Below are 25,745 nucleotides of genomic sequence, written 5' to 3'. Positions count from 1 at the left end.
GAGGCTATGTCTACCGTAGATTAAGACGCTACTACACAAGCAAAGTACAGACTTGTAGACTAATGTAAAATTAGCCATTTGCTAACATACTGAGGATTGTATAGCCATAACTTGTAATCACCCATAAGAACCGTAAATTAGGATTGAAAAATATCCTATAACGGCTTAAAAGTTAAATATGATGCTGTTTCTGGGAAGACAAAATCTTACTAAAAAGAGATGCGTAGCGACTAGCTTGAATTTCTAGAGCATATTCCTGTTCTGCTTTCTCACGAGCTTGATACGATAATTTGTGATGTCGTTCCTCATCTTCTAATACCCACATAATCCCTTGCGCTAAGTCTTGGGTGTTATAAGCTTGGACTAAATAACCATTTTTCTCATGAGTAATCATGTCAGGTATACCACCCACATTAAAACCAACACAAGGTGTAGCACATGCCATAGCTTCCATAATCGTATTAGGCAAGTTATCCTCAGTGGAGGGTAAGACAAATACATCTGCGGCTGAATAAGCCATAGCTAGAGAAATATCATCATGGAATGTACCTAAATAATGAGTTTTGAAGCCAATATCAAGAGATTTTTCCGCATGAGAAGCACCAATAACTACTAACTCTAAATTATCTAGACTTTTTTTTGAACTTAAGCCTTGTAGGGCTTCTTTTAATAAGTGAAATCCTTTTCTTTTATCACTTGTGGCATTGAGAGAACCAAAAAGAATGAGTTGCTTATCTAGGGGTAATTGTAAAACTTCTCTAGCCCATTTTTGATTAATGGGTTTATAGACTTTCGTATCAAGTCCGGTGGGAATAACTTCAATTGGTAAATTTCTAAATAGGGAACTAGAACTTGCACATTTGCTCATCCATGAACTGGTTGTAACTATGGTTAGATCAAGATTTTTCCAGGCTTTGGCTTTGCGCTGCCATATCCAGCTAGATAGGTCGCAATTTTTATTGCTGTCTAGTTGCGGACAAGCTCCGCAGGATTCTGTGTAGCGATCGCACTCTTGACTGTAATGGCAACCACCTGTAAACGCCCACATATCTTGCAGAGTCCAGACTAAAGGTTGCTTTATTTGAGCAATTGTTTCTATGCGTATATATCCAGCATTAATCCAATGCAAATTAATAATATTAGGAGCAATTTTGGCAACATTACGATTTACTCTGTCCGGTAACCACTGTGGAGAAAATAGAGCTTTATTGCGACGAGGATACATTTTTAGGGGCGTAACATCGAGGGTAATTCTTGTTCCAGCTAGACTACGAACAAAATTGTTTTTAGGCGCTGATACTGCTTGGTCATCGGTCAATTTTTTTTGTACCAACATTTGAGATTTGATACCGATGCTCTGTAACCCTTGATGTAATCGATAAGTAGCACGAGCTGCACCACCTTCGATATCGGAAAAACTTAAAATTAGAGGTTGAATGTCCATGAATTGATATATAGATAGTAAATAAACTTTAGGCTTTAAAGATTTTTTTCAGTTTAGTTTTAATGCGTTTGGGAAAACTGTAAGGATTGTAAACATTTTTTTGGGTGAAAGCATCTGCAAGAGTATCGCGAATTAAAAATGGTGGATGTTCAATAGGAAAATTCATGGACTGAGTAGGAACATTAGCCCTGGTATCTTCACTATTGAATGTGTTAGTTCCACCCTCACCAAAACCAATATTAGAAACCAGATTAACATTAGGAATAATGTTTAGATAGCCTTGTATCCAGAGTGAAAACATAAATTGATAATCCCAAACATTTAAGTTATCATAATTAGAGTTAAAAATGTTTGTCCAAACTTTAACTGCATAATCATCCAGTAAGATATCACGCAGCCAATTATTGTCCCTAAATAGAGGCCATTGCTTCATATCTACATCGTAATTTTTCCAAACTCTTTTCCAAGTTGCCCATCCCCAACAGCGATTATAGATAGAAAAATAATAACTATCGTTAGTGCGTCTATATCCTAGCGGAGTATTGTCTCCACTGATAGACCCAATTCTCGTATCATGCCGATAGTAATCTAACATTTCCTGGCAAAACCGAAAAAATGTGGGATGTGGCAAACAGTCATCTTCTAAAATAATTGCTTCTTCCACTTGCTCAAATGCCCAATTTAAACCGCTAGGAATTCGCTTTCTGCACCCTAAATTTTGTTCTGAGTAGTTCTTTAGAACTTCACATTCCCAGTCCACTTGCTCGATAATTTCTCTGGTAGCAGTACATTGTTCTAGTTCTTCTGGTCTGTCTGGACGAGGGCCATCAGCAATCACTAAGAGTTTTGATGGCTTGGCTTGACGAATAGCTTCAAATACTTTTTGGGTAGTATCTGGACGCTTAAATATCATGAAAATGATAGGGGTTTGAAGTTGAAAATGCGACATATGTTTTTCCAATAAATATTCAGATAATAAAAATAATTATACATAATAACTTGTGCTTTATCTTCCAAAAATAAATTTTAATTAAATTTTTTCTGTATTACCTTTAAAAAAGGTAACAACAGCAATGATTTAGTTTGATAGATGAATATTTTTCTGGTAGGTGGGAAAAATAAATTACTGGCATAAGATGCGAAGAATTGAGCAATTACTGTAGCTATTGCTGCTCCTAAGCCGTGATAAGTTTTAATCAAAAAATAATTCAAGACAATATTTATAAATGCGCCGATTGTAGTGGAGGCTAAAGCAAATTTCATGAAGCCTTCCGTGGTCGTCCATAAGCTTCTCACTAAACCTGATGAGACAAATACACCAGTCCATATATGAGTTGTTAATATTAATCCTGCTTCTTCATAACCTTGACCATATAATAAAGTGACTATATCTTTAGATATGAGACAGATTGGTAGAGCTACTGCATAGGATAATAAAGCCATTAATCCTAGCAGTTTTTCTAGACGTTGATAATAAAGTTTTTCACTAGTTTTTTTTGCTTCTAAAATTGCCGGGAAGGCTGAGTTAGCAATAGAAATAGGAACAAAATACCACAGTTCTGATATTTTGACAGCAGCGGAATAAATTCCTACTTCTTGGTCGCCAATCATCTGTCCTAACATAATCTGGTCTATTCGCATATAGATCATGATGACAATGCTAGAAAAAATTAGCGTCCAACTATCTTGAAGTAAATTTTTGGCATAATTAAAGTTATATCGCCAATTTTTGATAATATGACCCTGTAAGTGATATGCAAATACTAGTCCAACTGCTCCAAAAGCAAGTTCGACTGACCAAATCCCCGCAAACATGATCAGAGGTGCTTGGATTTGAATTAGCACTATCTTACCAAGACTACTTAAAGCAAATGCTATCCCTCTAGCAAAAACTGTATATTTTGACTGCTGCTGGGATTGAAAGAAAAAATCAATTGTATCAAATGCTTGAAAAAGCGTGCCGATAGCGATAATTCCTACTAATGAACGAATAGAAATATCTCCAGGACGAAGTAGGCCAATTCCACAAATTGTCAATGTTAAAGTAACTAGACCACCAATAAATTTGAGAATAAATGCAGTACCAAGAACTTGATTTCTCTCCTGGGGATCACGAATAATATTACGGATAACAATTTGATCTAGTCCCAAGGTTGAGAGGGGAGTCAGCATTGAGACAAAGGCGATCGCATAGTTATAGATACCAAATTTTTCTGGACCTAAATAACGAGCTACCCAAAGTCCTACAAATAGTCCTACACCCATTCGCAACACTTTATCTGCCAATAACCAAGCGGTGTTACCAATGAATTTATATAAATTAGGACTTAATTTTGAGCTAATGTTAGATAGGTTTTTAAACATGAAGTTGCCAATAAAATTAGGGATGGTTAATCTTTAATTGGGGGATAATATTTTGATAATAATTAACTGGCTTTGTTGAAATATTTTTTTGCTACCATTCATAATTTTTTATTTTTTTAAATTGCTGAAAATATCATTTATAAAATTCACTTTTTGATCAGTCTTGCTATTTTTTCGATCATCTATTAGATATTGATTAATCTCCTTAGACTTTATCTGAACTGGAGCCGGACTAAAATAGTAGGAGTATTTGTCTGATTGAGATTCCCAAGTCGTCCCATTTATAACAAGACCTAAAACATTTGATTTTGATTTATCTAAAGATTCTTTAACAGTAGTAGCACTAGTAATATCTATTATTCCTGGTCTTGCTACTAACAAAAGCCCATCTGTCATTTTTCCTAAAGTCAAAGCTTCCACACCTACTACTAGTGGAGGGGCATCTATAATCACAAAATCATAATTTTGAGAAAAATCTTCAATTAAGGAAACCATCCGTTTAGAATCAAGCAGAGATAAAGGATTAAAAGGAATATCCCCGCTGGTCAGTACATCTAAATTATCTATTCCTCGTTGGATAGCAGCCTCAAATTCTATTTGATCAACAATCACATCGCTCAAACCAACTGTATTATTAATGTTCCATATCTGATGTTGCACTGGATGACGCATATTAGCATCTACTAATAAGACTTTACGACCTAACTGTGCGATCGCTACGGCTAAATTTGCCGAAACTGTAGATTTACCTTCTTTGAGAACGGCACTTGTGACTACAATTACTTTTAGGGCTTGCTCTGAACTGAGAAATTTGAGATTAACCTGGAGGAGGCGATATATCTCTGCTATTTGCTGATGCTGTTTGTCCAAAACTGGTAGCTCTGGAATCGGCCATTCCACATTTTTGTTACCCAAAACAATATTTTTCTTTTGTGACAAAGCAGGAATACTTGCCAGCAATGTATATTTGAATATTCCTTTGATTTCTTTGGGAGTTTTAATAGACTTATCTTGGATTTCCAGAATGATTATGATAGCAATACCGCAGATAAATCCTACTACAATTCCTAATGCTATCTTAATAATTTTTTTAGAATTAGAAGGGTTTTCAGGAACTATTGCTGGTTCTATAATACGAGCTTTACTGGTATTTTTATTTTCTGCAACTCGTGCTTCTTGTAAATTCTCTAAAAGAACTGCATAAGTAGACTGAGCAGCTTTCAATCTTCTTTCTAGCTCTCGCTGATCTTGCTCTAATTTCGGCAAATTGTCTAATTGTTTTTTATAACTAGCTTTGGATTTATATAAAGCATTTAATTCTTTAGCTATACCTAAGCGTTGTGTTTCTGTACCTATAAAATCATAAGTTATTTTTTGTTTGAGTTCTCCTATTTGTAAATTACTGATATCTACTGGCTGCTTATTACCAATAATCTGGCTAATCCGCTCTTGTAATACAGCCTTAATTGCGGCTTCTTTAGCTTTCAAACTAACAATTTCTGGAGTTGAGTCTAAATATCGGCTTTGTTCCAGAGCTAAGTTTTCTTCTAAATTTTGCAGTTCTTTCAGGACTTGCTGTACTCCAGAAGATTCGGTGAGTGCAATTAAACTCATCGCTTGTAAAGGATCTAAGCCTAACCTTTTTCTAAGTTCAATTGCTCTAGCATTTGCATTTGCCAATTCAGACTGAGCTATACTGATTTTTTGGTCTAACTCGGCAATCACCTCTACTGCTCTTTTTCCTTCTTCTTCTAAAGAGATAATCTGGTTCTTTTCTTTAAAATGGCGCAGAGCCATTTCTGCTTTCTGAACAGTAATTTCACTCGTAGGAAGTTGTTTAGCAATAAACTCCCTAGCTAAAGTTGCTTCTGCCCTATTTGTCAGAATATTTTCTCTGATATAAAGGCTCATGAGATTATTAACTAGTGCGGCTGCTTCCTGTGGATTACTGCTTTTGTAAGAAATTTGCAGTACATCAGTTCCAGGAATATTTTTCAGTTTTAGTTGCTTTTTTAATACTTCAGCTTTGATAGGAACTCCAGCTAGATCTGTGATTTTTAGTGCATCAATAGTCTTCTGCAAAAGCGGTTGAGAAGTAATTACTTCTATTTCTGTACTTATCGGGTCTTTCTTATCTAGCTGCATGGGAATATCCTGTGCATCTTTCCCAACTCCTATAAGTGAAGAAGTACGATCTACTTTGAAGAGTAGTTTACCTTGTACTTCATAACTTGACTTTTGAAAGTTAGCTAGTGATGCGAATAGGAGAACAACAACGCTAAATAATCCTACGGCTGGTGGGAAACGCCGTTTTAGAACCAGCCAGTACTGATGAAAGTCTATCTCTTCTGTGTAATTGTTAGAGTCCATAGTTTTAAATAAGCAGTTTTAGTATGCACCTTCTTTCTTCAATACTACCTGCACTGTCTTGAAGAGTATCTGAAAATCTAACCAAAGTGACCAGTTTTCAATGTATCTAAGGTCAAGTTTCATCACTTGGTCAAAGTCTAAAATATCTGAACGTCCTGAAACTTGCCACATTCCAGTTACTCCTGGTAATACTTCTTGTCGGATAAAATGACGTTCAGAAAACTTATCAACATCTCTTGTCGGTAAAGGACGTGGACCTACTAAACTCATTTCTCCCAAAACCACATTAAACAGTTGTGGTAATTCATCCAAGCTATAACGACGCAGAAATTTACCTACACGGGTGACGCGAGGATCATCTTTAATTTTAAAAAGAACGCCATCTTTTGTTTCATTTAGTGCTTCTAATTCTTTTTGCATTTTGTCCGCATCAGTTCTCATGGTACGGAATTTCCATACTTTAAATTCTTGGCTGCTTAAACCTATGCGGGTTTGTTTATAAAATATTGGTCCTGGTGAGTCTAATTTGATGGCTATGGCTATAGCTATATATATCGGAAAGGTAGACAGGAGGAATAATGATGAAAAACAAAAATCAAAAACCCGCTTCAACCAGAAATCTCTACCTGTTAGCACTGGAGAGACAAAACTTAAACAAGTCATGCCCCCAATGTTATGAAATACTGTATCTCTATAAATTGGTTTTAATTCCATTGGTACAATATGTACCATAATTCCAGATGCTTGAAATAGCCAGCATAAAAACATCCTATTTTTAATAGCATCCCAAGAAACTAAAACTTCTGTTGCACCCAATTGATTAATTTTTTCTAAGGTTTCCAGACGATTGGATTTGTCTAATGAATCAGAATTGCTAAACCCTAATATCTTGTAACGGTTTTCCTTTTGTATAAAGCCGATAATTTGTTCTCTTTCATCTTCAGAGCAAATAATAAAAATAGAATTTTTTCCTAATTTTTCTTTGCTTCGCAGATATTCAAGTAACAAATTAACACCGAATCTTCCACTACAAATCAAAGATGTACTCGTAAACCAAAACGCGATTAATGTGAAACGGGAAATGTCTTCAATTGGTTGATACAAAATACAGACTAGCAGAATTATACCATGAGCAAAAATCATGGTTTTAATCATATTCCCATAGTCATGACGCTTATTCCCTGGTTCATAAGTGCCTTGGACAGCTAACGCACCGATTTGGATAAAAATAGTGATTAACATCGAGGAATAAAAATTTTCTCCATGCCAGAAAGCCCTATATTCAGCTAATATCCAAGCAATTGTTAAAAGAGTAAAATCTACTGACACTAGTGTGAATATTCGCAGCCACCATCCTCCTTTTCTGATTTTGGAGGATAGGGGAGCGCGCAAATCCAATGCTGCTTCACTTAATTGAAAATTAGGTATGCTTTGCTGCAACATAGTTTTATATACCTTTGATGGGATAACTAGCTTTTGGATAAAACCGTATTTATGGTTTGAGAAAGTATTTCTAATCTGCTACTTAAGCGGATGGGTAAAACTAATTTCTAAGTATACTTAAGTGAAATTACAGCTATCATTAGGCTGGTATCTACTAGGAAGTAAACATCCATAAACTTTGTCATCAGTCTAAAGTAGCATTTTTATGATTTTATATTATCAGGGTATCAGTATCTTTAATAAAGATTTACATTAAGGCTATAACAGGGGTCTAATTTATTTTGATTGTGTGAAGTAAAACTATATTGAGCAGCTATCATTTTCATAATATACAGCTTTTTGCCATATATATTAAGACATATTTTTCACTTCCGCAAGTAATAAAAAATGTCTAATATTTAATGCTAGTATAAATACATACGAAATATGTTGATGATTAAATCAAACTTTCACTCTTCTTCGTTAGCCATTGCCTGTCCAGCTAAATAGGCTGTTGTCCAAGCACTTTGGAAGTTAAAGCCGCCGGTGATACCATCTATATCCAAGATTTCGCCAGCAAAGTATAAACCAGGAACTAGCTTACTTTCCATTGTCTTAAAGTTAACTTCCTTGAGGTTGATACCCCCACAGGTAACAAATTCTTCCTTAAATGCACCTTTGCCACTAATTAAGTATTCTCCCTGAGAAATTTCTTGAACTAGCTGATTTAAGGTCTTGTTAGGTATTTCAGCCCAACGGTCTTCAGTAGTAATACCAATACGGGCAATGAGATATTGCCAAAGCCTGTGGGGTAAGTCTACACCACGATGGAGAGCGATCGCTTTTTGTCCCCATTCCTGTTTTACACCCAAAAGCCTTTGTCTAACTTCGTCTTGTTGTAAGTTTGGCAACCAATTAATGATTAATTTGCATTGATAGCGGTTTTGATGGAGTATCCTTGCGCCCCAAGCCGAAAGTTTCAGCACTGCTGGGCCACTTACGCCCCAGTGGGTAATTAACAAAGGACCAGTTTGTTGTAATAGTTTGTTACCTGCAACGGATAAACGCAGGTTTACAGGATTAACGCTAATTCCTGCTAATGCTTGCAATTTAGGGTCAGCAATGTTGAAAGTAAATAAAGAGGGAACGGGGGATTCGATGTGATGGCCTAACTCTCTGGCGATTTTATGACCTATTAAGCTGCTACCTGTAGCTAAAAGTAGACGCTCGCAATATTTAGTTTCTCCCGACCTGAGAATAATTTCAAAACCTTCGTTTTGTCGCTGCACAGAAATGACAGGTGTACCAATACTCAGTTCTAGCCCAGCAGTAAAAGCAGCTTTAATCAGACATTCTGCAATAGTTTCGGAACGATCTGTAATGGGAAACATCCGCCCATCAGCTTCAGTTTTTAAATTTACACCATGAGCGGCAAACCAAGCTACGGTGTCTAGGGGTTGAAAACGAGTAAAAGCACCCCGTAACGCTTTACCACCTCTGGGGTAATTTAGAACTAACTCTTCAGGAGAAAAACAAGCATGAGTGACGTTACACCTTCCCCCACCGGAAATGAGAACTTTTGCTAGGGGTCGCTGACTGGCTTCGATTAAAGTAACTTGGGCTTGGGGGTTACTCTCAGCGGCAGTAATCGCGCCAAAAAATCCCGCTGCCCCACCACCAATAACTACAATTTGCAAAGGTAACAACTTTAAAAATGTCTCACTAGCACCTACTTAACTAGGTTAGCGGTTATTTTCACTCTTCCACCAGTTCAAAATCTTCTTTTGTTGCACCGCAGACTGGACACACCCAATCATCAGGGATATCTTCAAAAGCTGTTCCTGGTTCTATGCCACCATCAGCATCGCCTACTTCTGGGTCGTATATATAGCCACAGACGGTACATACATACTTTGTCATTTTTTTGCCCCTGAAAGATTTTTGTTTATAGGCATAAATATATACATTTATCATATCGGCTAGGAAATATATCTATCTCCTGAATGATTTAATAAATTTACATCTGGCTAAAAACGCCACAATCTTCTTTGAAAGTAACTGAAAATTCCTAGTGCGATCGCTCCCAACAACAATAGCAAAATCACACCACCGGGAATAAAAGTAAGAATCTCCAAGCCTCTAAGTATTAATAAGGCTATTCCAGTACCGAGAAGGATACCCAAAATTTGGGTTAACTTGCGATTTAAAAAAGATTGGTTCACCCGATTTTCCTCTCAATTTCAGCTAAATTTCCAGTTAAACTCAAAATTAGACATGAATATAAGGTAGAATGCCGAACTAAGATAAAACTTACAACCAAAGATTGCAACTTGGGATTTAGATGGCCTTGATGTCATTCTAGCCGTTATCCACTCAAATTTTCATCTCCAAGTCTGGAGCAAGAACAGTGATTTACGTAAATTTAGCTAACTCAGTAATTGTAAATACAGAATATGAGTGTTTTTAGGCAGAATAAACTTAAATTAAATCATGTCCAGAATAAGAACAAAGTGAACTGTAATTAGAATTGAGTGCGGTTCGTGAAATCTATCAAATCTAAAGCTTTACAATTTCCAGTCTTTATTTGGTAGATGATGTGAGGAGTGATCCTAATAAATATGTCTGCGTTTTATATCTCAGACTCAACTATTAAAGGTTCAGATATGTTGTGGAGTCAAGACAAGGAAAATTTGCTGATCCAAGGTGAAATTTTGCTGCAAACGCGATCGCATACTATGTGGGGTGGTAACGTCACAGCTTCGATGTATTTACCCTTGGTGCGTTCCCATGTCTGGCAGCAGATCACAGATTACCCCCGTTGGGTGCAATATTTCCCTGATATCACCAAAAGCGAGATAATATCCAAAGGCGAGGTAAAATTTCTGTATCAAACAGCACAGAAAGCTTTTTTGTTTTTTACAGCCCAAGTAGAAATTTACCTCAATGTTGTCGAAGTCTTGGGACAGCAAATACAATTTCGCATGGAAAAGGGGACTTTTCAAGATTTCCATGCCAACTTAGAACTCAAAGACATGGGAAATGGCACATTGTTAGCCTATACAGTCCAAGCAACACCGAATATTCCCATCCCCTCAATTTTTATTCAACAAGCAATGAACTTGGAGTTACCTGAAAATATGCGTAAAATGCGACAAGTGCTTTGTAATAGTCAATAACAGTAATGTCACAGGTAACAGCTATTTTGGAACTTTGGTTTGGTCATCCAGATGAACCAGGTTACGGTAAACCCCGACAAATATGGTTTAGTAAAGAACCAGACTTTGACCGGGAAATCCGCAGCAATTTTCTCGCAGATTACCAAAAAGCAGCAACAGGCTACTTAGACGATTGGATGAACGCACCACAAAGCTGTCTAGCTTTGATTTTGCTGCTAGATCAATTTCCCCGCAATATGTTTCGCAATACCCCAGAAGCCTTCGCAACTGACTGGGAAGCACTTTCAGTAGCGCAACACGCTGTCGCACAAGGCTATGATCAGGAACTATTGCCTGTACAACGCTGGTTTATTTACTTACCCTTTGAACACAGTGAAGACTTAGCTCATCAGCGTCAATGTGTGAAGCTATTTCAGCAACTTAGTCATGATCCTGACAGTGCTAGTGCAATTAAATATGCTTTTGAACATCTGCAAATTATTTCTCGTTTTGGGCGCTTTCCTCATCGTAATCAAATTTTAGGGCGAATTTCGACCCCAGAAGAAGAAGAGTTTGTACAACAAGAGGGCAATGAATTTTAGAGGTGAACTATCTACACCGACCTGACGGTAAGGTGTAGGCTTCCCAATTCATTGGGGATTGCCTCAGACAAGCGTGGATTTTTACGTCCAGAAGTCTTTAGTCTGACATCCCCTCCCAGGGCAGAAGAGCTAGTTCCTAACTCCAAAATTCGCCAGCCTTCATTTCTAATCTTAATTGCAGCATTGATATCTGTATCATGCTGCCAAAAGCAGCTTGGACTACACCTTTAAAAGTCCGTTTTTGGGCTACTTAAGACTTTCCCGGTAGCATCCCAATTTTGCAAAAATACAGAATAAGTATCTGAAAACTCTCTTCTTTCTTCTTACCTTCGTATTCTTCGCTACTATGCCTATAGCTTCTGCGTCGCCACGCAAGCTATCGGCACGCTTCGCGAACGTGCTTCGTTCATCTCAGGTCTTGTTTAAGTTAGAAGCTCAGAAAAAATAAACTTACATATTTGGGATGCTCCCAATTCCCCTACCTTTGGGTCGGGGAGTGTCAATATTACGACTAAATCTTATAGGTTCACTAGCAAACCATAATTCCTCTAATTCACCTTCAGTAAAGCTATAGCCAAGAGTAGCAGCAAAATTCACAATTTTTGTTTTATCCCAGTGATAACTGTCAAAAACTCCTCGTTGACAACATTGATTTAAGTATCCTTCATATATAGCTGGTTCTGAACTCAACATTTCATAAAAAATTTCAACTTGTTCTAAGGACATATATAGCACTCCTGTTGGATATTTACTCCTACTTATAACCCCCACTTATTCAAAAATTTGGGGATTTTATTATTCATGTGCGTTGACTGAATTTTCGCCTTTGAAAAACTTGAATTCCACCTAAATATCAAAAACCCGGCTAGTATAAAAAACCGGGTTGATAAGTTTAATTCAGCAGTTTAATTAACTGGTAAATACTTCTACAGGTAAACGACTAAAGGCCAGACGCTCATTTTGGACATCGACAAAGATTGTATCACCATCGTTAAATTCACCACGTAAAATAGATTTAGCAATTTGGGTTTCTAACTCCCTCTGAATTGCTCGTTTTAATGGTCTAGCACCAAACACAGGGTCATGACCTACTTCTGCTAAAAAGTCAAGAGCAGCACCAGAAAGTCGCAGAGACATTTTTCTGTCACTCAATCTTTGTCTGAGTCTATCTACTTGGAACTGCACGATTTGCCGTAATTCTGATTTCTGCAAACTGTGGAAAATGATAATTTCATCAACACGGTTTAAAAACTCAGGACGGAAACTATTTCGCATTGTTTCCATCACCCGATGACGCATTTCATCATACCGAGAATCATCACCAGCGACATCCAGAATATATTGAGAACCGATGTTACTGGTCATGATGATAATGGTATTTTTAAAATCCACGGTTCGACCTTGGGAATCGGTGACACGACCATCATCGAGAATTTGCAGGAAAATATTAAATACGTCGGGATGTGCCTTTTCAATTTCGTCGAATAAAATTACCGCATAAGGACGACGACGAATAGCTTCAGTTAATTGTCCCCCTTCTTCATAACCCACATATCCAGGAGGTGCGCCAATTAGTCGAGAAACGGTGTGTTTCTCCATATATTCTGACATATCAATCCGTACCAAAGATTCTTCCGTGTCAAACATATATGCGGCTAAAGCTTTGGCTAATTCGGTTTTACCTACACCTGTTGGTCCGAGGAAAATAAAACTAGCAATGGGACGATTTGGGTCAGCAAGTCCAGCGCGAGAACGTTGAATGGCATCGGCTACTGCTGTCACGGCTTCGGCTTGGCCGACGACACGGTTGTGCAGTTCATCTTCTAAATGCAGTAATTTTTCTTTTTCCGATTCCACCAGTTTGCTGATGGGAATTCCTGTCCATTTAGAAATTATTTCCGCAATATCGGCTTCGGTGACTTCTTCCCTCAATAAGGATTTACCCGTTCCTTGAGCGTTGGCAAGTTCGCTTTCTACGACTTCTAATTGCCGATGCAACTCTATTAATTTACCGTATTTCAGTTCAGCAGCACGGTTGAGATCGTAGTTTCTTTCTGCTTGCTGAATTTCTAAGTTGACTCGATCAATTTCTTCTTTGATAGATTGAATTTTGGTGATGATATCTTTTTCAGATTGCCATTGAATGCTAAGTGCGCGTTGTTCTTCTTTGAGATCAGCTAGTTCTTTTTCTAGTCTCTCTAAACGTTCGCGGGAAGCCAAATCACTTTCTTTTTGTAAAGAAAGTTTCTCCATTTCTAGTTGGAGAATTTTCCGATCAATTTCATCTAATTCTTCGGGTTTGGAGGTAATTTCCATTTTCAATCTGGCTGCGGCTTCATCTACTAAGTCAATAGCTTTATCTGGGAGAAAGCGATCGCTAATATAACGACTAGATAAAGTAGCAGCAGCAACTAAAGAACTATCAGAAATTTTCACCCCGTGATGAACTTCATAGCGTTCTTTCAATCCCCGTAAAATCGAAATCGTATCTTCAACATTGGGCTGGTCTACATACACTTGCTGGAAGCGTCTTTCTAAAGCAGCATCTTTTTCCAGATACTTCCGATATTCATCCAAAGTTGTCGCCCCAATACAACGCAACTCACCCCTGGCTAACATCGGTTTTAATAAATTCCCAGCATCCATAGCCCCTTGAGTTGCACCTGCACCGACAACGGTATGAATTTCATCAATAAATAATACAATATTCCCGCCAGATTCAGTGACTTCTTTTAATACTGCTTTCAGGCGTTCTTCAAATTCTCCCCGGAATTTTGCCCCAGCGATTAACGCCCCCATATCCAAAGAAATGAGTTTTCTATCTTTGAGAGACTGAGGAACGTCTCCGGCAACTATCCGCTGTGCTAAACCTTCAGCAATTGCGGTTTTACCAACTCCCGGTTCACCAATTAATACAGGATTATTTTTGGTACGGCGAGAAAGAATTTGTATTGTTCTCCTAATCTCATCATCCCGACCAATTACGGGATCTAATTGTCCTTGACGTGCTGCTTCTGTTAAATCACGTCCGTATTTTTCCAAGGATTGATATTTCCCTTCTGGACTTTGGTCTGTCACTTTTTGACTCCCGCGAATTTGTTTAATAATACTCTTTAATTTGCCTTCGTCTAAACCAAATTCTTGAAGTAGACTTTTACCAAAACGGTCATCTTTAGCGTATCCTAGCAATATGTGTTCAACTGAAATATATTCATCTTTAAATTCTTGCCGATACTTTTCCGTCCGATCTAATAATGTATCTAAGCTGCGTCCTAAATATACTGAACTGCTACTTCCTGATACTTTTGGCTGACGCAAGATAAATTGGTCAGTGTAATCCCTGAGTTTTTGTAGATTCGCACCTGCTTTAGTAAAAATAGCATTGCCTAATCCATCTTGTTCTAGCAGTGCTTTCATTAAATGTTCGCTTTCTAACTGCTGTTGCTGGTACTGTTTAGCGATATCTGGTGTATGAGCGATCGCTTCCCAGGCTTTTTCTGTAAATTGGTTAGGATTAGTCGGTTGCATAGGCTTTTTGATAAATCACTCTCATATCGTCATTGTAAAAATAGACCAGCCTTTACCTGGATCGGTCTTCACATCTTGATAAAGTAGTATTATCAGCAAAGCAGCGATAACTATAGATAAGTTTTTTAAATATTGTTTTTTGAAAAAAAGGCTATTTTGAGGTTTTTCGCAAAAAGCCTATGTCTATTCTCAATAATACTAAAAGTAATTCTCAATAATTAACGAATTTGCGTTGTTTCAGGATTGATATTGACATATACTTTTTTTTTGGTAAAATATATGTAAAATCCAAGGGTTTGTTTTAAGTTAAAAACTTAGGTAGACTTTATAAGTTTTCCGTTAGTAATATATTATAAGCTTTTAATGCCACCATCGACACCATGAGTAGCAAATATACTCAAAGCCCCTTGAGGGGCTTTATGTGGAGTGGGGGGAATGGGAGGTGATGGTGTGCGATTACTGGATATTTTCACGATCTTTGATCAAATCTCTTGCAAATTTGAAACTGTGGTGATTATCCCTGCATCCACCCTTATATCACCAATTGTCATTTCCGTTGGATAACCCAGTTTTCTGTCGTATTTTACACTCAACACTGATTCTCCACTGTTAATCGCATTCTGAATCAAATCAAAAAGTTTGGGAATTGTACTGTATTCTTGTAATGGTTGTGAATTGACTGGCTGGCCAGTTTCTGCATTTTTGATAGAAATTGTCACACCGTTACGTACTTCAATAATTACTGGACCTCTTACTTCTGAAGGACAAAAACAATGATTGCTCAATGTATATCTGTAGTTGTCAATTCTTTGTAGATCCCACTTTTGGCGATTCATTTCTAACCGTTTTAAGTTTGAGTTGTTATTCTCTGGTTTTTGTGCTACTTGTACAAGAGACTGAGACATTACTGGTGTATTCAAGCTGAGAAATGCTAATAAAATTGCACCAAGAGCAATAGGTAAGCGCATATTTATCCTTTAATAACATTAGTGTTCCAGAGGACTTACGCAAGATTTGACTAAAAACCTTATTCTGGCGTAGTGGTAATTCATGAATTACCGCTACTTTGTTCCTGTTTGCGTAAGTCCTGCTTTAATAACATTAGTGTTCCAGAGAACTTACGCAAGAGTCATCAATTTTTAGTTAAGGCTGTCAATAGTTAATGGTATAGCCTAAAACGCCTACAGAGTCGGTAGTGTAGCTTCGTAATGGATATAAATAAAGCCCTCCATCGGGCTTTTCTCAGTGATTGGTGATGGGTGGTGGAGGGAGGAGTGCGAGGACTATGATCGCTATGGGAGACGACAGGTAAGCATAGGAAAGGTAAGATTTATGACCATAGTATTCAACATCTATCTCTGAGCAGCTTGTCTCACTTCTGGGGGTACTGAGTTTTCTCCAAATACATCACATCCTTGCGCTCCTCGATACCAATCATAACCATTTAAATTTATTAAAAATCTATCTCGCGGACACCTAAAATAAACACCTGGGCCTTGTCCTCCACTAATTACTTCCGTAATTCAATTCTCTAATTCTGTGATTAGGTTCAAGTTCTCAAATTCCATTAATGAATCAGATCCCAAAATTTGAGATGACATAATTGTTAACCTCACCAACAAATTCATTTCCAAATGTGGCAATTGCTCACTTTAGTACCTAAATATAGTTATCGCTGATTAGGGATTCATACGTCCAAAGACATGATTTAAACCTATCAGTTGATATATTCTTTTTTTTGAAATCAAAACCCTACCCAGTGCTATGCTGGGACGGGTTCATTTTATTCGACTTCACTAAACAGAGATGTTCTCACAACCTCTAAATATTTCTCTGTATCGGTAAATAACCCAATTACCAATTACCAATTACCAATTACCAATAAATGCCTAAAAAACAAAAGTTTCCTTATTTACTGGGTTCCAAGTGGACAGCACAACAAAAAGTTGATGGTTGGCGACATTTTCAAGTAATTAACCGCAAAAATCAGGGTAAGTGGGTATACGCTGAAATGGTAGCTGCTTGTGATCCTAATGTGCGCTTTTGGCTGAATGCTAAATTATTACAAGATAATTCTCAGTGGCACGCTGGTTGGCAATCATTACAGGAAATTAACGCTCTTGAAGAAAATTAATAATTATATACGAAAGTTATCTATGTCAGGATTTAATTAACTTTAGTCAGATATTTGATAATTTAATAATAATTTACAACTATGATAGCTGACGCTCAGGCATCACCGAGCAGAGCAAATCACTTCATCTTTGCTAAAGTGCCAAAAACCTTAAATTTATATCCTCTCTAAAGTGTGATCACCATTCTCCTGGTATGCACTAACAACACTTCTAGTTCTAATTAATAGCACTCTATTTGCTGGCTAATAAGCTTTATTCAGCATAGGATAATTCTATGCAAACCATTATTAAAAGCCAATTTTATGATTTTGTCTTTTGTAACTATTTTTATTCAAAAAAGCTTAAAAATAGCTTAAATTATATTTTTAATCTTTTTTAGAGGTTTTTAGGATACTAATTGCTTAAAATATATATTTTACTGCCAAATAAATCATTTATAACCGTTTTACAGATTTACAGCCCCTTTATTTTCCAGCAACTTTGGACAATAATGGCACTCACATACCTCACACATCGCTGACTCAGGCTAGTTGAAAAGCCAATGTTTGAGCCGCGAGTTTGATAAAAAAACTATAAGAGGCAAACAACAGTGAAACTAGCAGTTTACGGAAAAGGCGGAATCGGCAAATCTACCACCAGCTGTAATATCTCCGTCGCATTAGCCAAACGCGGTAAAAAAGTCCTGCAAATTGGCTGTGACCCCAAACACGACAGTACCTTTACACTTACCGGGTTTCTGATTCCCACCATTATCGACACCCTGCAAGAAAAGGACTATCACTACGAAGATGTTTGGCCTGAAGATGTAATTTACAAAGGCTATGGTGGCGTTGACTGCGTTGAAGCCGGTGGACCCCCAGCAGGTGCAGGATGTGGTGGCTATGTAGTAGGTGAAACAGTCAAACTCTTAAAAGAACTTAACGCTTTTGATGAATACGATGTAATTTTATTTGACGTTCTGGGTGACGTTGTGTGTGGTGGTTTTGCAGCACCTCTTAACTATGCTGATTACTGCCTGATTGTCACCGATAACGGCTTTGATGCTCTATTTGCTGCCAACCGTATTGCGGCTTCCGTCCGCGAGAAAGCACGGACTCACCCATTGCGTCTAGCTGGGTTAATCGGTAATCGCACGGCTAAACGCGACTTGATTGAGAAATATATAGAAGCCGTACCGATGCCTGTTTTGGAAGTATTACCTTTAATCGAAGATATACGTGTTTCCCGTGTGAAAGGCAAAACTCTGTTTGAAATGGCAGAGTCAGATCCTTCCCTGGACTACGTTTGCGACTATTACCTCAGCATTGCTGATCAAATCTTATCTCGTCCTGAAGGTGTCGTTCCTAACGATGCCCCTGATCGTGAACTTTTTTCGTTGTTGTCAGATTTTTATTTAAATCCGAGTAAACCACAGGCCACTAATGCAGAAGAGGAATTAGACTTGATGATTGTATAAAACATTTTACCTCTTCAGGATGGGGGACATTATGGCCTTCTTTGATAGTTTTACGGATTCAATCAAACAAAAGTGGTTGCAGTTCTTTCAGGTGAATCGGGATTGGATTACCCTGCAAATGGCAATAGAATCGGTTTATACTCCCGATGGCGGGAAGCGTCCCTCTTCTTTCCTCATCCTGGGAGTAGTAAATGCCCTGGAACCCAAACTAGCCCAGTTGATGTTTCCATTTGCCAAATTAAATCCCGACGCTGATACTCTTATTGAAGTTCTTGGGTTGCACTTTGACCCAGATATTACCCTTGGTAATCGTTTGAGTCCTACACAAGAACCAGCAATGTACTCCCGTGTCTCCCAGGAGGTTACAGAAGACATTTCTGAATATCAACCATCAGCAAGGGCTGATTTCAGTGTTGTTGAGGAAGAAATCGTTGTTCAAGAGTTCACAATTGATGTAACTGAACAACAGTGGGAAGAAGAAGATTCGCTAGGAAGTGAAAATGCGTTTGATACGATTTCTTTATCTGAAGAATCTATCGCACATGAATTTCCACCTGCATGGGAAGAAGAAGATTCACTAGGAAGTGAAAATGCGTTTGATACGATTTCTTTATCTGAAGAATCTATCGCACACGAGTTTGAACCAGCTTCTGATTTAGAAACAGCGGATGAGTTGAGTGGGATGTCTTTTGAGTCCATCAGCTTGATAGAAGATAACGAAAATCTGGCTTTAGAAGATTTAAATTTATCTGATGAAAATGGATTTGATGATTTAAATCAACCAGATGAAAGTGAATTTCGTGACGTGATATCTGATGTCTGGGGAGATGACACATCTCTTTTGCAAGAGGGTGAAGAAAATAATAGCCTTTTAGGTGAAGAACTACCATCTGAGGTTTTTGATGAGTCAGAAATGGCTCGTCTCTTCCCCAACAATTAAATCAGTTATCAGGGAATAGGGGAAGATAATTTTAGATTTTAGATTTTAGATTTTAGATTGAAGTCAACCAAACACAATCCAAAATCCAAAATCCAAAATCCAAAATTAAGAACTCCTGACTCCTGATAACTGCCTTGTACACCTTAAAAATTAAGGGGAGAATATTAAAATGACTGTTGCTAAAGAACCATCAGCTTTAAATTTTGAATGTGAAACTGGTAATTATCATACTTTTTGCCCCATTAGTTGTGTAGCTTGGTTATATCAAAAAATTGAAGATAGTTTCTTTTTAGTTATTGGTACAAAAACCTGCGGTTACTTCCTACAAAATGCCATGGGGGTGATGATTTTTGCTGAACCCCGCTATGCAATGGCTGAGTTAGAAGAAGGGGATATTTCCGCACAGTTAAATGATTATGAAGAATTGAAAAGATTGTGTGAGCAAATTAAACGCGATCGCAATCCTAGTGTAATTGTTTGGATAGGTACTTGTACCACCGAAATTATTAAAACTGACTTGGAAGGTTTAGCACCTAAGTTAGAAGCTGATTTAGGTATTCCTATTGTTGTCGCTCGTGCTAACGGCCTCGACTACGCATTTACCCAAGGAGAGGATACTGTATTAGCTGCTATGGCTAACCGTTGTCCTGAAAAAGCTCCGGTATCGGAAACCGAAAAAGGCGAGCGTAACGCCATTCAGAAGCTGATGAATTTCGGTAAGAAAAAAGAAGACATCACTCAAGATGAATCTGAGTATGTAGACCATCCACCTTTGGTTTTATTCGGTTCTTTACCTGATCCAGTAGTTACACAATTAACCTTAGAATTGAAGAAACAAGGTGTTAAAGTTTCTGGTTGGCTACCTGCAAAACGGTTTACAGAATTACCTGTTTTAGAAGAAGGTTATTATGTTGCTGGTGTTAATCCTTTCCTCAGTCGCACCGCTACAACTTTAATGCGTCGGCGCAAATGTAAATTAATTGGCGCACCATTTCCTATTGGTCCCGATGGAACTCGCGCATGGGTGGAAAAAATCTGTTCTGTCTTTGGAATTACACCCAAAGGTTTAGATGAAAGAGAAGCACAAATTTGGGCTGGTGTGGAAGATTACGTGAAATTAATTCGCGGTAAATCTGTGTTTTTAATGGGTGATAACCTGTTAGAAATTTCTATGGCGCGGTTTTTGATTCGCTGCGGTATGACTGTTCACGAAATCGGTATTCCTTACATGGATAAACGCTATCAAGCTGCTGAGTTGGCTTTGTTAGAAAAGACTTGTCAGGAAATGGGTTCACCTCTACCAACGATTGTAGAAAAGCCGGATAATTACAATCAAGTCCAACGTATTTATGAGTTAAAACCAGATTTGGTAATTACTGGTATGGCTCATGCTAACCCATTGGAAGCACGGGGTATTAATACTAAGTGGTCTGTGGAGTTTACGTTTGCACAGATTCATGGTTTTGGTAATGTGCGTGATGTTTTGGAGTTGGTAACTCGTCCTTTAAGAAGAAATAATAATTTGAAGGATTTGGGTTGGGATAAGTTGGTACGGGAGGAAGCGCAGGTTTAAAGTTTTGCGTGTTCTTTGGCAATTTTGGGCGGATCTTTTGGGGTTCGTCCTTTTTTTTGTTTATGGAATAACGAACCGCAGAGGAGCAGAGGACGCAGAGAGGGATGTTATAATTAGTGTTATGGTTTTATTGTTTAGACATCATGGAAATTATAAAATTGTCTCCTCAAGGAGAGGTAGTTATTCCCCAATCTTTACGAGAAGCGCATCATTGGGATGCAGGTCAAGAATTTATTATTATTGATATGGGTAATGGGATTTTATTACAACCTAAAAAGCCTTTTGCAGTAACTAAGTTGGAGGATGTCGCAGGTTGTTTGAAATATGATGGTGAACCTGCAACGTTAGAAGATATGGAAGATGCTATTCGTCAAGGTGTTGAGGAAATGTGGAATGATTGCGATTGATACCAATATAATTGTGAGATTTTTAACTCAAGATGATGAATTACAGTTTCAAAAAAGTAGGGAAATATTGCAAAATTATGATGTTTTTATTGCAGATACAGTCATCCTGGAAACTGAATGGGTGTTAAGGTTTAGATATAAGTTTAAACCTCATGATATATGTAAGGCTTTGAGAAATTTGTTTGGTTTACCTAATGTTTACCTAAATAATCCTATTTTAATTGCTCAAGTAATTGAATGGCATGAAAACGGTTTAGATTTTGCTGATGCTTTTCATTTAGCTAATAGTCAAAATTGTTCTCAGTTTTATACATTTGATGAAAAGTTTGTTAAAAGAGCAAAAAGGCTAACTCAGTGTGATGTTAAAAATCCTTTTGATTAGTTTGTTTAATGATTTTTGTTTGTTATCTCACGCAAAGACGCAAAGGAAGAGAATAGGAAGGTCTTTGTAATTTATCCTTGCAGCAGTTTTTGAAACCGTTCATCATTGCGGATGCTATCAAAATCAGGATTATATTTGGCTTCATGTCGGCATACTGAAGACTTGATATTAATTGCTTTTTGCAGGTTTTCAAGGGCTAAATCAATATCTTCTTGCAAGGCATAACAGCAAGATTTAGCATAATAACCACTTTCATCTTCAGGATTTATTTCCAAGGATTTTTCGCAATTATCCATAGCTTCTTGATAGCGTTTTGCGCGAGCCAATACAATAGCTTTATTAGCCCATCTTACTGGTTCTCCTGGTTCAAGATTTAAAGCTTCATTGAGATTTATTAGTGCTTCATTATAGTCACCTAATAAACTTAGAATTAAGCCTTTAGAACTCAAAAAGCTGGGTTGATTAGGTACAATATTTAAAGCTTTATCAATACTAATTAATGCCTCTTCATAGCGATGTAAATCTTGCAGAACCACACTGTAGAAGTAATACAAATCAGGGTCATCATCTTTAATAGACAAGGCTATATCGAAACTATTGAGTGCTTCTTCATAACGATCCAAAAGTGTCAATGCACCACCATGTTTTAACCAAATATCAGGATCGTCATTTTTAATAGCTAAGGCTTTATCAAAACTCTGAAGTGCCTCTTCATATCTTTGTAAATTCGCTAGTGCCACACCTTGGTTATTCCAAATATCGGGATCATTATTTTTGATAGACAAAGCTTTATCGAAACTAATGAGTGCCTCTTCGTGACGGTCTAAGTTTCCTAATCCTTTGCCGATATTAAAAAACAGGCTGCTACTGAATTCAGGATAACTATCAGAGGAAATTATATCAGCTTGTATTTTAGCTTTTTGCAGCAAATCTATTCGCTGACTTGGGCGATCGCGTAGGGTTTTGTATAAAAGTCCTGCATATTTACCCAATCCATCTTCTAACAACTCCACCTGATCCAAACATGGTTTGATAGCTGATTCTATCTCTTCCTTAGATGATCCAGTTCCATTCTCATATTTAATTTCATACTTAGCTGGGTCTTCTGCCAACATTAACCAACCAAATATAAAACCCAATTTTATTTTTTTCAAAAATTTTTCAGTTTGATCTGGCAAAAGCTGGTAACTTTCAACAGATGCTTCTGCGAAAATTGCCGCAAAAGGAATTATGACAACTTCCAGTTGCTTAAGATAGCGCGAAGCAAACAAATGAGAAATAAATTGACGCTGACCTTCATCTCTTCTTACAAACAGAGCGTGATAGAGAAATTCAGCCGTGTATTTACGCCAGTCAGCATTCTCATATTTTTCTGGTGGAGGACTATCAGCAGAAACTTCTTGATTTGCTAGTAGCTCAAAATATTTTGCTAGTAGTTCATGAGTTTCACGAAATTGATTTCTATCTTCTTGATAAAGAGATAAACGAAATACATCTCGCGCTACATCATCCAGCCGATAGTGACCTTGAACAAACTCAACAAAATCACATTGGTTTAACCAATCAAAACAGTTGAGACTATCATTAGCACCAGTTTCAAAGTCTATACCTTGCCTTTGCATCAAGTATTGAATTAATGGACGATCAAACCAACGACAACAAGCCGCCAGTTGCACTATCTCTTTTTGCTTTTTACTCAGCCCTTGTAGTAATAGTTCAACAATTGCTTGATTCCCACGAGAAAAATCAGGTTCTCTACCTGCTTCTTTCTCTCTTCTAATCCAATTGAGATAATATGGTAAGCCTTTCGTTGCTTTATATATTTTTTGAATATCTCCAGGTTTGGTAATGCCAATTTGCTTGAGATATTCCTGAGTCTGCTTTTTATCAAATTCATCTAAACGCTGTTCATAGATCAAATTTCGATCTTGTTGTAACTTCCGCCAACTTTCCTTTTCTAGTAAAGAACGTCGTCCTGCTACCATAATTCGGACAGGATAAGATTTCAAAGGAGTATCCTCTAACAAATACTGCCATAACCAAGTGTCAATATCTGCCGGAGCTTTTTCATAGGTATCGAGAAGCAAGACAATAGAACGTCTTTGCCTTTGAGTTTTTTGAATCAAACCTTGAGCAAATGCCTGAGTTAACTTGGGTATAGGTTCGAGCATTAACTCTTGAAGTTCTATATCATTTTTTGTTGCTGGATGCTGTTGCAGTAGTTTCTGTATTTTCTCTTTTGTCGGCTTGAGTGACTGTGAGGCATTTGATAACATTCCCATAGCTTTTGGAATGCCTTTAAGGGCTATACTTGGTGCGGTTGCCGGTGCTACAAAACTTGTACTTACTGCCAAAGTTGTGATTGTTCCCAGTTCAAACCAATCCTTGACTGTGTTTTGCTGCTCTGGCTCAACTTGTTTTCCTTCAACAGGTTGAGTTGTTAGCTTGTATATAGTCTGCTGATACTGCTTATAAAGCAATATAAAAGGGTCAGGTTTTGTTACAAAATCAAATGGTCGTATATCGAGAACATCCTTTCGCAACAAGCTGGTGGATTGTGGTAATGACTCATACAGCTTTTCCATCAGCTTTATCGGTGTTTCAATACCTGCTGTCAGACCAAATGATACCTCTGCAAAGTCAGCCTCTGAATTAAGTTTTTCTTTAAGCTTTTGAGTGAGGGTAGTTTTGCCAACTCCCCCAAACCCGTAAATCTGAAACAGTAGTGGGCTAGAATCTGGATATGACAGAGCGTTGCCAAATTTAGCTAGAAAGTCCTGGGCTTGCTTGCGAGAGATATATGGTACAGAATTCATTTAAAAATAAGACTACTCGTTTAATAACCTAGATTGTAACAGTTATTATTCTGACTCATGATTTCAAGTTTTAGAGCAGTTTCTATCGGTTCTATAATTAAAATTAATACGTAATATTATTTATACTTGTGATAACTTGCCGCTAATGCAATCACTCAAAAAAACATTCTTGCTTAAAAATGATCTTCAAAAATACTTTCACGACTAACAGCGTAATCAGACAAAATAGGTGCATTTGCACCAACACACGCTGCAAAATCATCAGCTAATTCATCTAAAGTAGATTCAATTTCTTCCTCACTTATCAGCAACCTCTCTAAACTTCCTTTACTTTTCCGTCTTGCTTCTTGAATAATTAAATGTTGTAAATATTCACTCGCTGAATTATAACCACCTTCAGCAATTTGTTGTTCAATAAAACCTTGCAGTGATTCAGGTAGAGTAATATTAATATTAGTCATGATGTTTAACTGAGGCTTAACTAGGTTACTTGTATATTAACATTTTGCGGTTATAATAAAATGTAAGAGTTTCATTATATCAAAATGTCTGAGACTGTCACTCTCCAACTACCAGAAACACTGGCACAAAAAGCCAAAGAAATAGCCGCTTTCACCCACCGTCGAATGGAAGATGTATTACTAGAATGGATAGACCGCGCTAGTAGTGAATTACCTGTAGAATCATTACCAGATGAGCAGGTTTTAACCTTGTGTGATTTGCAAATGGAAACTCAACAACAAGAAGTTTTTAGTGACCTCTTAGCGCGTCAGCGAGAAGAACAGCTAAATGATACAGAAAATAGTCAACTAGAGGAACTAATGCAAGTTTACCGCCGTGGTTTAGTACGTAAAGCGAAAGCCTTAAAAGTGGCTGTTGAACGTGGTTTAATACCAGCAATTAATTAACAGTCATGACTCGATTTTACATTCCTGTCGAAATAGAACGCCGCGTTAGAAAAGATGCTCAAAATCGTTGTGGTTATTGTTTGAGTCCTCAACGTTTAGTAATGGCACGTTTGGAAATTGAACATATTATTCCTATAGCCTAATACCAAGTTAATATGAAGCTGCATAGAAAAGAGCTTCGAGAATAAAGTTATAAGATGAGATAGATATCACCTCGTCAAAAGTAAGTTGCTCGAATAATTG

General features: G+C 37.4%; 24 protein-coding genes. 10 read left to right on the top strand and 14 right to left on the bottom strand.

Annotation, left to right across the window (positions count from 1 at the left end; all coding sequences use genetic code 11):
• Positions 1–172: 172 nt before the first annotated feature.
• The 8 genes from H6G06_RS21245 to H6G06_RS21210 form a co-directional block, all read right to left on the bottom strand.
• Positions 173–1,438 (bottom strand): glycosyltransferase, encoded by a 1,266-nt coding sequence (locus tag H6G06_RS21245; protein ID WP_190563950.1) that lies wholly within the window; start codon positions 1,436–1,438, stop codon positions 173–175.
• Between the two features lie 34 nt (positions 1,439–1,472).
• Positions 1,473–2,393: a glycosyltransferase family 2 protein gene (locus H6G06_RS21240; protein ID WP_190563765.1), complete on the bottom strand. Its 921-nt coding sequence runs from the start codon at positions 2,391–2,393 to the stop codon at positions 1,473–1,475.
• A gap of 77 nt (positions 2,394–2,470) precedes the next feature.
• Positions 2,471–3,808 (bottom strand): flippase, encoded by a 1,338-nt coding sequence (locus H6G06_RS21235; RefSeq protein WP_190563763.1) that lies wholly within the window; start codon positions 3,806–3,808, stop codon positions 2,471–2,473.
• Positions 3,809–3,916: 108 nt separating this feature from the next.
• Entirely contained in the window at positions 3,917–6,178 is a 2,262-nt protein-coding gene (locus H6G06_RS21230; RefSeq protein WP_190563761.1) for a GumC family protein, read from the bottom strand.
• Positions 6,179–6,196: 18 nt separating this feature from the next.
• Positions 6,197–7,621, bottom strand: a complete 1,425-nt coding sequence (locus H6G06_RS21225) for a sugar transferase (RefSeq protein WP_190563759.1) — start codon at positions 7,619–7,621, stop codon at positions 6,197–6,199.
• Between the two features lie 449 nt (positions 7,622–8,070).
• Positions 8,071–9,306 carry a BaiN/RdsA family NAD(P)/FAD-dependent oxidoreductase gene (locus H6G06_RS21220; RefSeq protein WP_190563757.1) on the bottom strand — a complete coding sequence of 412 codons (1,236 nt, stop codon included), beginning with the start codon at positions 9,304–9,306 and terminating at the stop codon, positions 8,071–8,073.
• 49 nt (positions 9,307–9,355) lie between these two features.
• A complete protein-coding gene (gene rd / locus H6G06_RS21215; RefSeq protein ID WP_190563755.1) occupies positions 9,356–9,520 on the bottom strand; it encodes a rubredoxin in 165 nt (54 codons plus the stop codon).
• A gap of 107 nt (positions 9,521–9,627) precedes the next feature.
• Positions 9,628–9,822: a hypothetical protein gene (locus H6G06_RS21210; protein ID WP_190563753.1), complete on the bottom strand. Its 195-nt coding sequence runs from the start codon at positions 9,820–9,822 to the stop codon at positions 9,628–9,630.
• 396 nt (positions 9,823–10,218) lie between these two features.
• Here H6G06_RS21210 and H6G06_RS21205 point away from each other — a divergent pair, with 396 nt between their 5' ends.
• Positions 10,219–10,776: an SRPBCC family protein gene (locus H6G06_RS21205; protein ID WP_190563751.1), complete on the top strand. Its 558-nt coding sequence runs from the start codon at positions 10,219–10,221 to the stop codon at positions 10,774–10,776.
• 5 nt (positions 10,777–10,781) lie between these two features.
• Complete coding sequence (locus H6G06_RS21200; RefSeq protein WP_190563749.1) at positions 10,782–11,357, top strand: DUF924 family protein; 576 nt, start codon at positions 10,782–10,784, stop codon at positions 11,355–11,357.
• A gap of 450 nt (positions 11,358–11,807) precedes the next feature.
• Here the strand turns inward: H6G06_RS21200 and H6G06_RS21195 are convergent, their stop codons facing one another.
• The 4 genes from H6G06_RS21195 to H6G06_RS21185 all read right to left on the bottom strand — a co-directional run bounded on the left by H6G06_RS21195 (position 11,808) and on the right by H6G06_RS21185 (position 15,853).
• Complete coding sequence (locus tag H6G06_RS21195) at positions 11,808–12,083, bottom strand: Nif11-like leader peptide family natural product precursor (RefSeq protein WP_190563747.1); 276 nt, start codon at positions 12,081–12,083, stop codon at positions 11,808–11,810.
• A 183-nt stretch (positions 12,084–12,266) separates the two neighbouring features.
• The gene (clpB, locus tag H6G06_RS21190) at positions 12,267–14,885 is read right to left on the bottom strand and encodes an ATP-dependent chaperone ClpB (protein WP_190563745.1); all 2,619 of its coding nucleotides are present in this window, start codon (positions 14,883–14,885) and stop codon (positions 12,267–12,269) included.
• A gap of 350 nt (positions 14,886–15,235) precedes the next feature.
• The gene (locus H6G06_RS27890) at positions 15,236–15,358 is read right to left on the bottom strand and encodes a hypothetical protein (protein WP_277875215.1); all 123 of its coding nucleotides are present in this window, start codon (positions 15,356–15,358) and stop codon (positions 15,236–15,238) included.
• A 9-nt stretch (positions 15,359–15,367) separates the two neighbouring features.
• Positions 15,368–15,853: a DUF6174 domain-containing protein gene (locus H6G06_RS21185; RefSeq protein ID WP_190563743.1), complete on the bottom strand. Its 486-nt coding sequence runs from the start codon at positions 15,851–15,853 to the stop codon at positions 15,368–15,370.
• A 917-nt stretch (positions 15,854–16,770) separates the two neighbouring features.
• Between H6G06_RS21185 and H6G06_RS21180 the strand changes: the two genes are divergently transcribed.
• The 6 genes from H6G06_RS21180 (at position 16,771) to H6G06_RS21155 (ending at position 21,778) form a co-directional block, all read left to right on the top strand.
• Positions 16,771–17,019, top strand: a complete 249-nt coding sequence (locus H6G06_RS21180) for a TIGR02450 family Trp-rich protein (protein WP_190563741.1) — start codon at positions 16,771–16,773, stop codon at positions 17,017–17,019.
• 590 nt (positions 17,020–17,609) lie between these two features.
• Positions 17,610–18,476, top strand: a complete 867-nt coding sequence (gene bchL, locus H6G06_RS21175; protein ID WP_190563739.1) for a ferredoxin:protochlorophyllide reductase (ATP-dependent) iron-sulfur ATP-binding protein — start codon at positions 17,610–17,612, stop codon at positions 18,474–18,476.
• 31 nt (positions 18,477–18,507) lie between these two features.
• On the top strand, positions 18,508–19,416 hold the full coding sequence (locus tag H6G06_RS21170) for a DUF5331 domain-containing protein (RefSeq protein WP_190563736.1): 909 nt from the start codon (positions 18,508–18,510) through the stop codon (positions 19,414–19,416).
• Between the two features lie 169 nt (positions 19,417–19,585).
• Positions 19,586–20,989, top strand: a complete 1,404-nt coding sequence (locus tag H6G06_RS21165) for a ferredoxin:protochlorophyllide reductase (ATP-dependent) subunit N (RefSeq protein WP_190563734.1) — start codon at positions 19,586–19,588, stop codon at positions 20,987–20,989.
• A 143-nt stretch (positions 20,990–21,132) separates the two neighbouring features.
• Positions 21,133–21,396 carry an AbrB/MazE/SpoVT family DNA-binding domain-containing protein gene (locus H6G06_RS21160; protein ID WP_190563732.1) on the top strand — a complete coding sequence of 88 codons (264 nt, stop codon included), beginning with the start codon at positions 21,133–21,135 and terminating at the stop codon, positions 21,394–21,396.
• The gene (locus H6G06_RS21155) at positions 21,383–21,778 is read left to right on the top strand and encodes a type II toxin-antitoxin system VapC family toxin (protein WP_190563730.1); all 396 of its coding nucleotides are present in this window, start codon (positions 21,383–21,385) and stop codon (positions 21,776–21,778) included. Before H6G06_RS21160 ends, H6G06_RS21155 begins: the two co-directional genes overlap by 14 nt.
• Positions 21,779–21,849: 71 nt before the next feature.
• Here the strand turns inward: H6G06_RS21155 and H6G06_RS21150 are convergent, their stop codons facing one another.
• Together H6G06_RS21150 and H6G06_RS21145 are read right to left on the bottom strand one after the other, a co-directional pair.
• Positions 21,850–24,594 carry a tetratricopeptide repeat protein gene (locus tag H6G06_RS21150; RefSeq protein ID WP_190563728.1) on the bottom strand — a complete coding sequence of 915 codons (2,745 nt, stop codon included), beginning with the start codon at positions 24,592–24,594 and terminating at the stop codon, positions 21,850–21,852.
• Between the two features lie 173 nt (positions 24,595–24,767).
• The gene (locus H6G06_RS21145; protein ID WP_190563726.1) at positions 24,768–25,055 is read right to left on the bottom strand and encodes a ribbon-helix-helix domain-containing protein; all 288 of its coding nucleotides are present in this window, start codon (positions 25,053–25,055) and stop codon (positions 24,768–24,770) included.
• Between the two features lie 84 nt (positions 25,056–25,139).
• Between H6G06_RS21145 and H6G06_RS21140 the strand changes: the two genes are divergently transcribed.
• Both H6G06_RS21140 and H6G06_RS21135 read left to right on the top strand, forming a co-directional pair.
• Entirely contained in the window at positions 25,140–25,502 is a 363-nt protein-coding gene (locus H6G06_RS21140; RefSeq protein WP_190563724.1) for a hypothetical protein, read from the top strand.
• 5 nt (positions 25,503–25,507) lie between these two features.
• The gene (locus H6G06_RS21135) at positions 25,508–25,645 is read left to right on the top strand and encodes an HNH endonuclease family protein (protein WP_199306828.1); all 138 of its coding nucleotides are present in this window, start codon (positions 25,508–25,510) and stop codon (positions 25,643–25,645) included.
• Positions 25,646–25,745 lie beyond the last annotated feature (100 nt).

Source organism: Anabaena sphaerica FACHB-251 (assembly GCF_014696825.1).
Taxonomy (GTDB): Bacteria; Cyanobacteriota; Cyanobacteriia; order Cyanobacteriales; family Nostocaceae; genus RDYJ01.
Note: the sequence above shows the minus strand (reverse complement) of the source record. Positions and strands in the feature narration are given on the sequence as shown.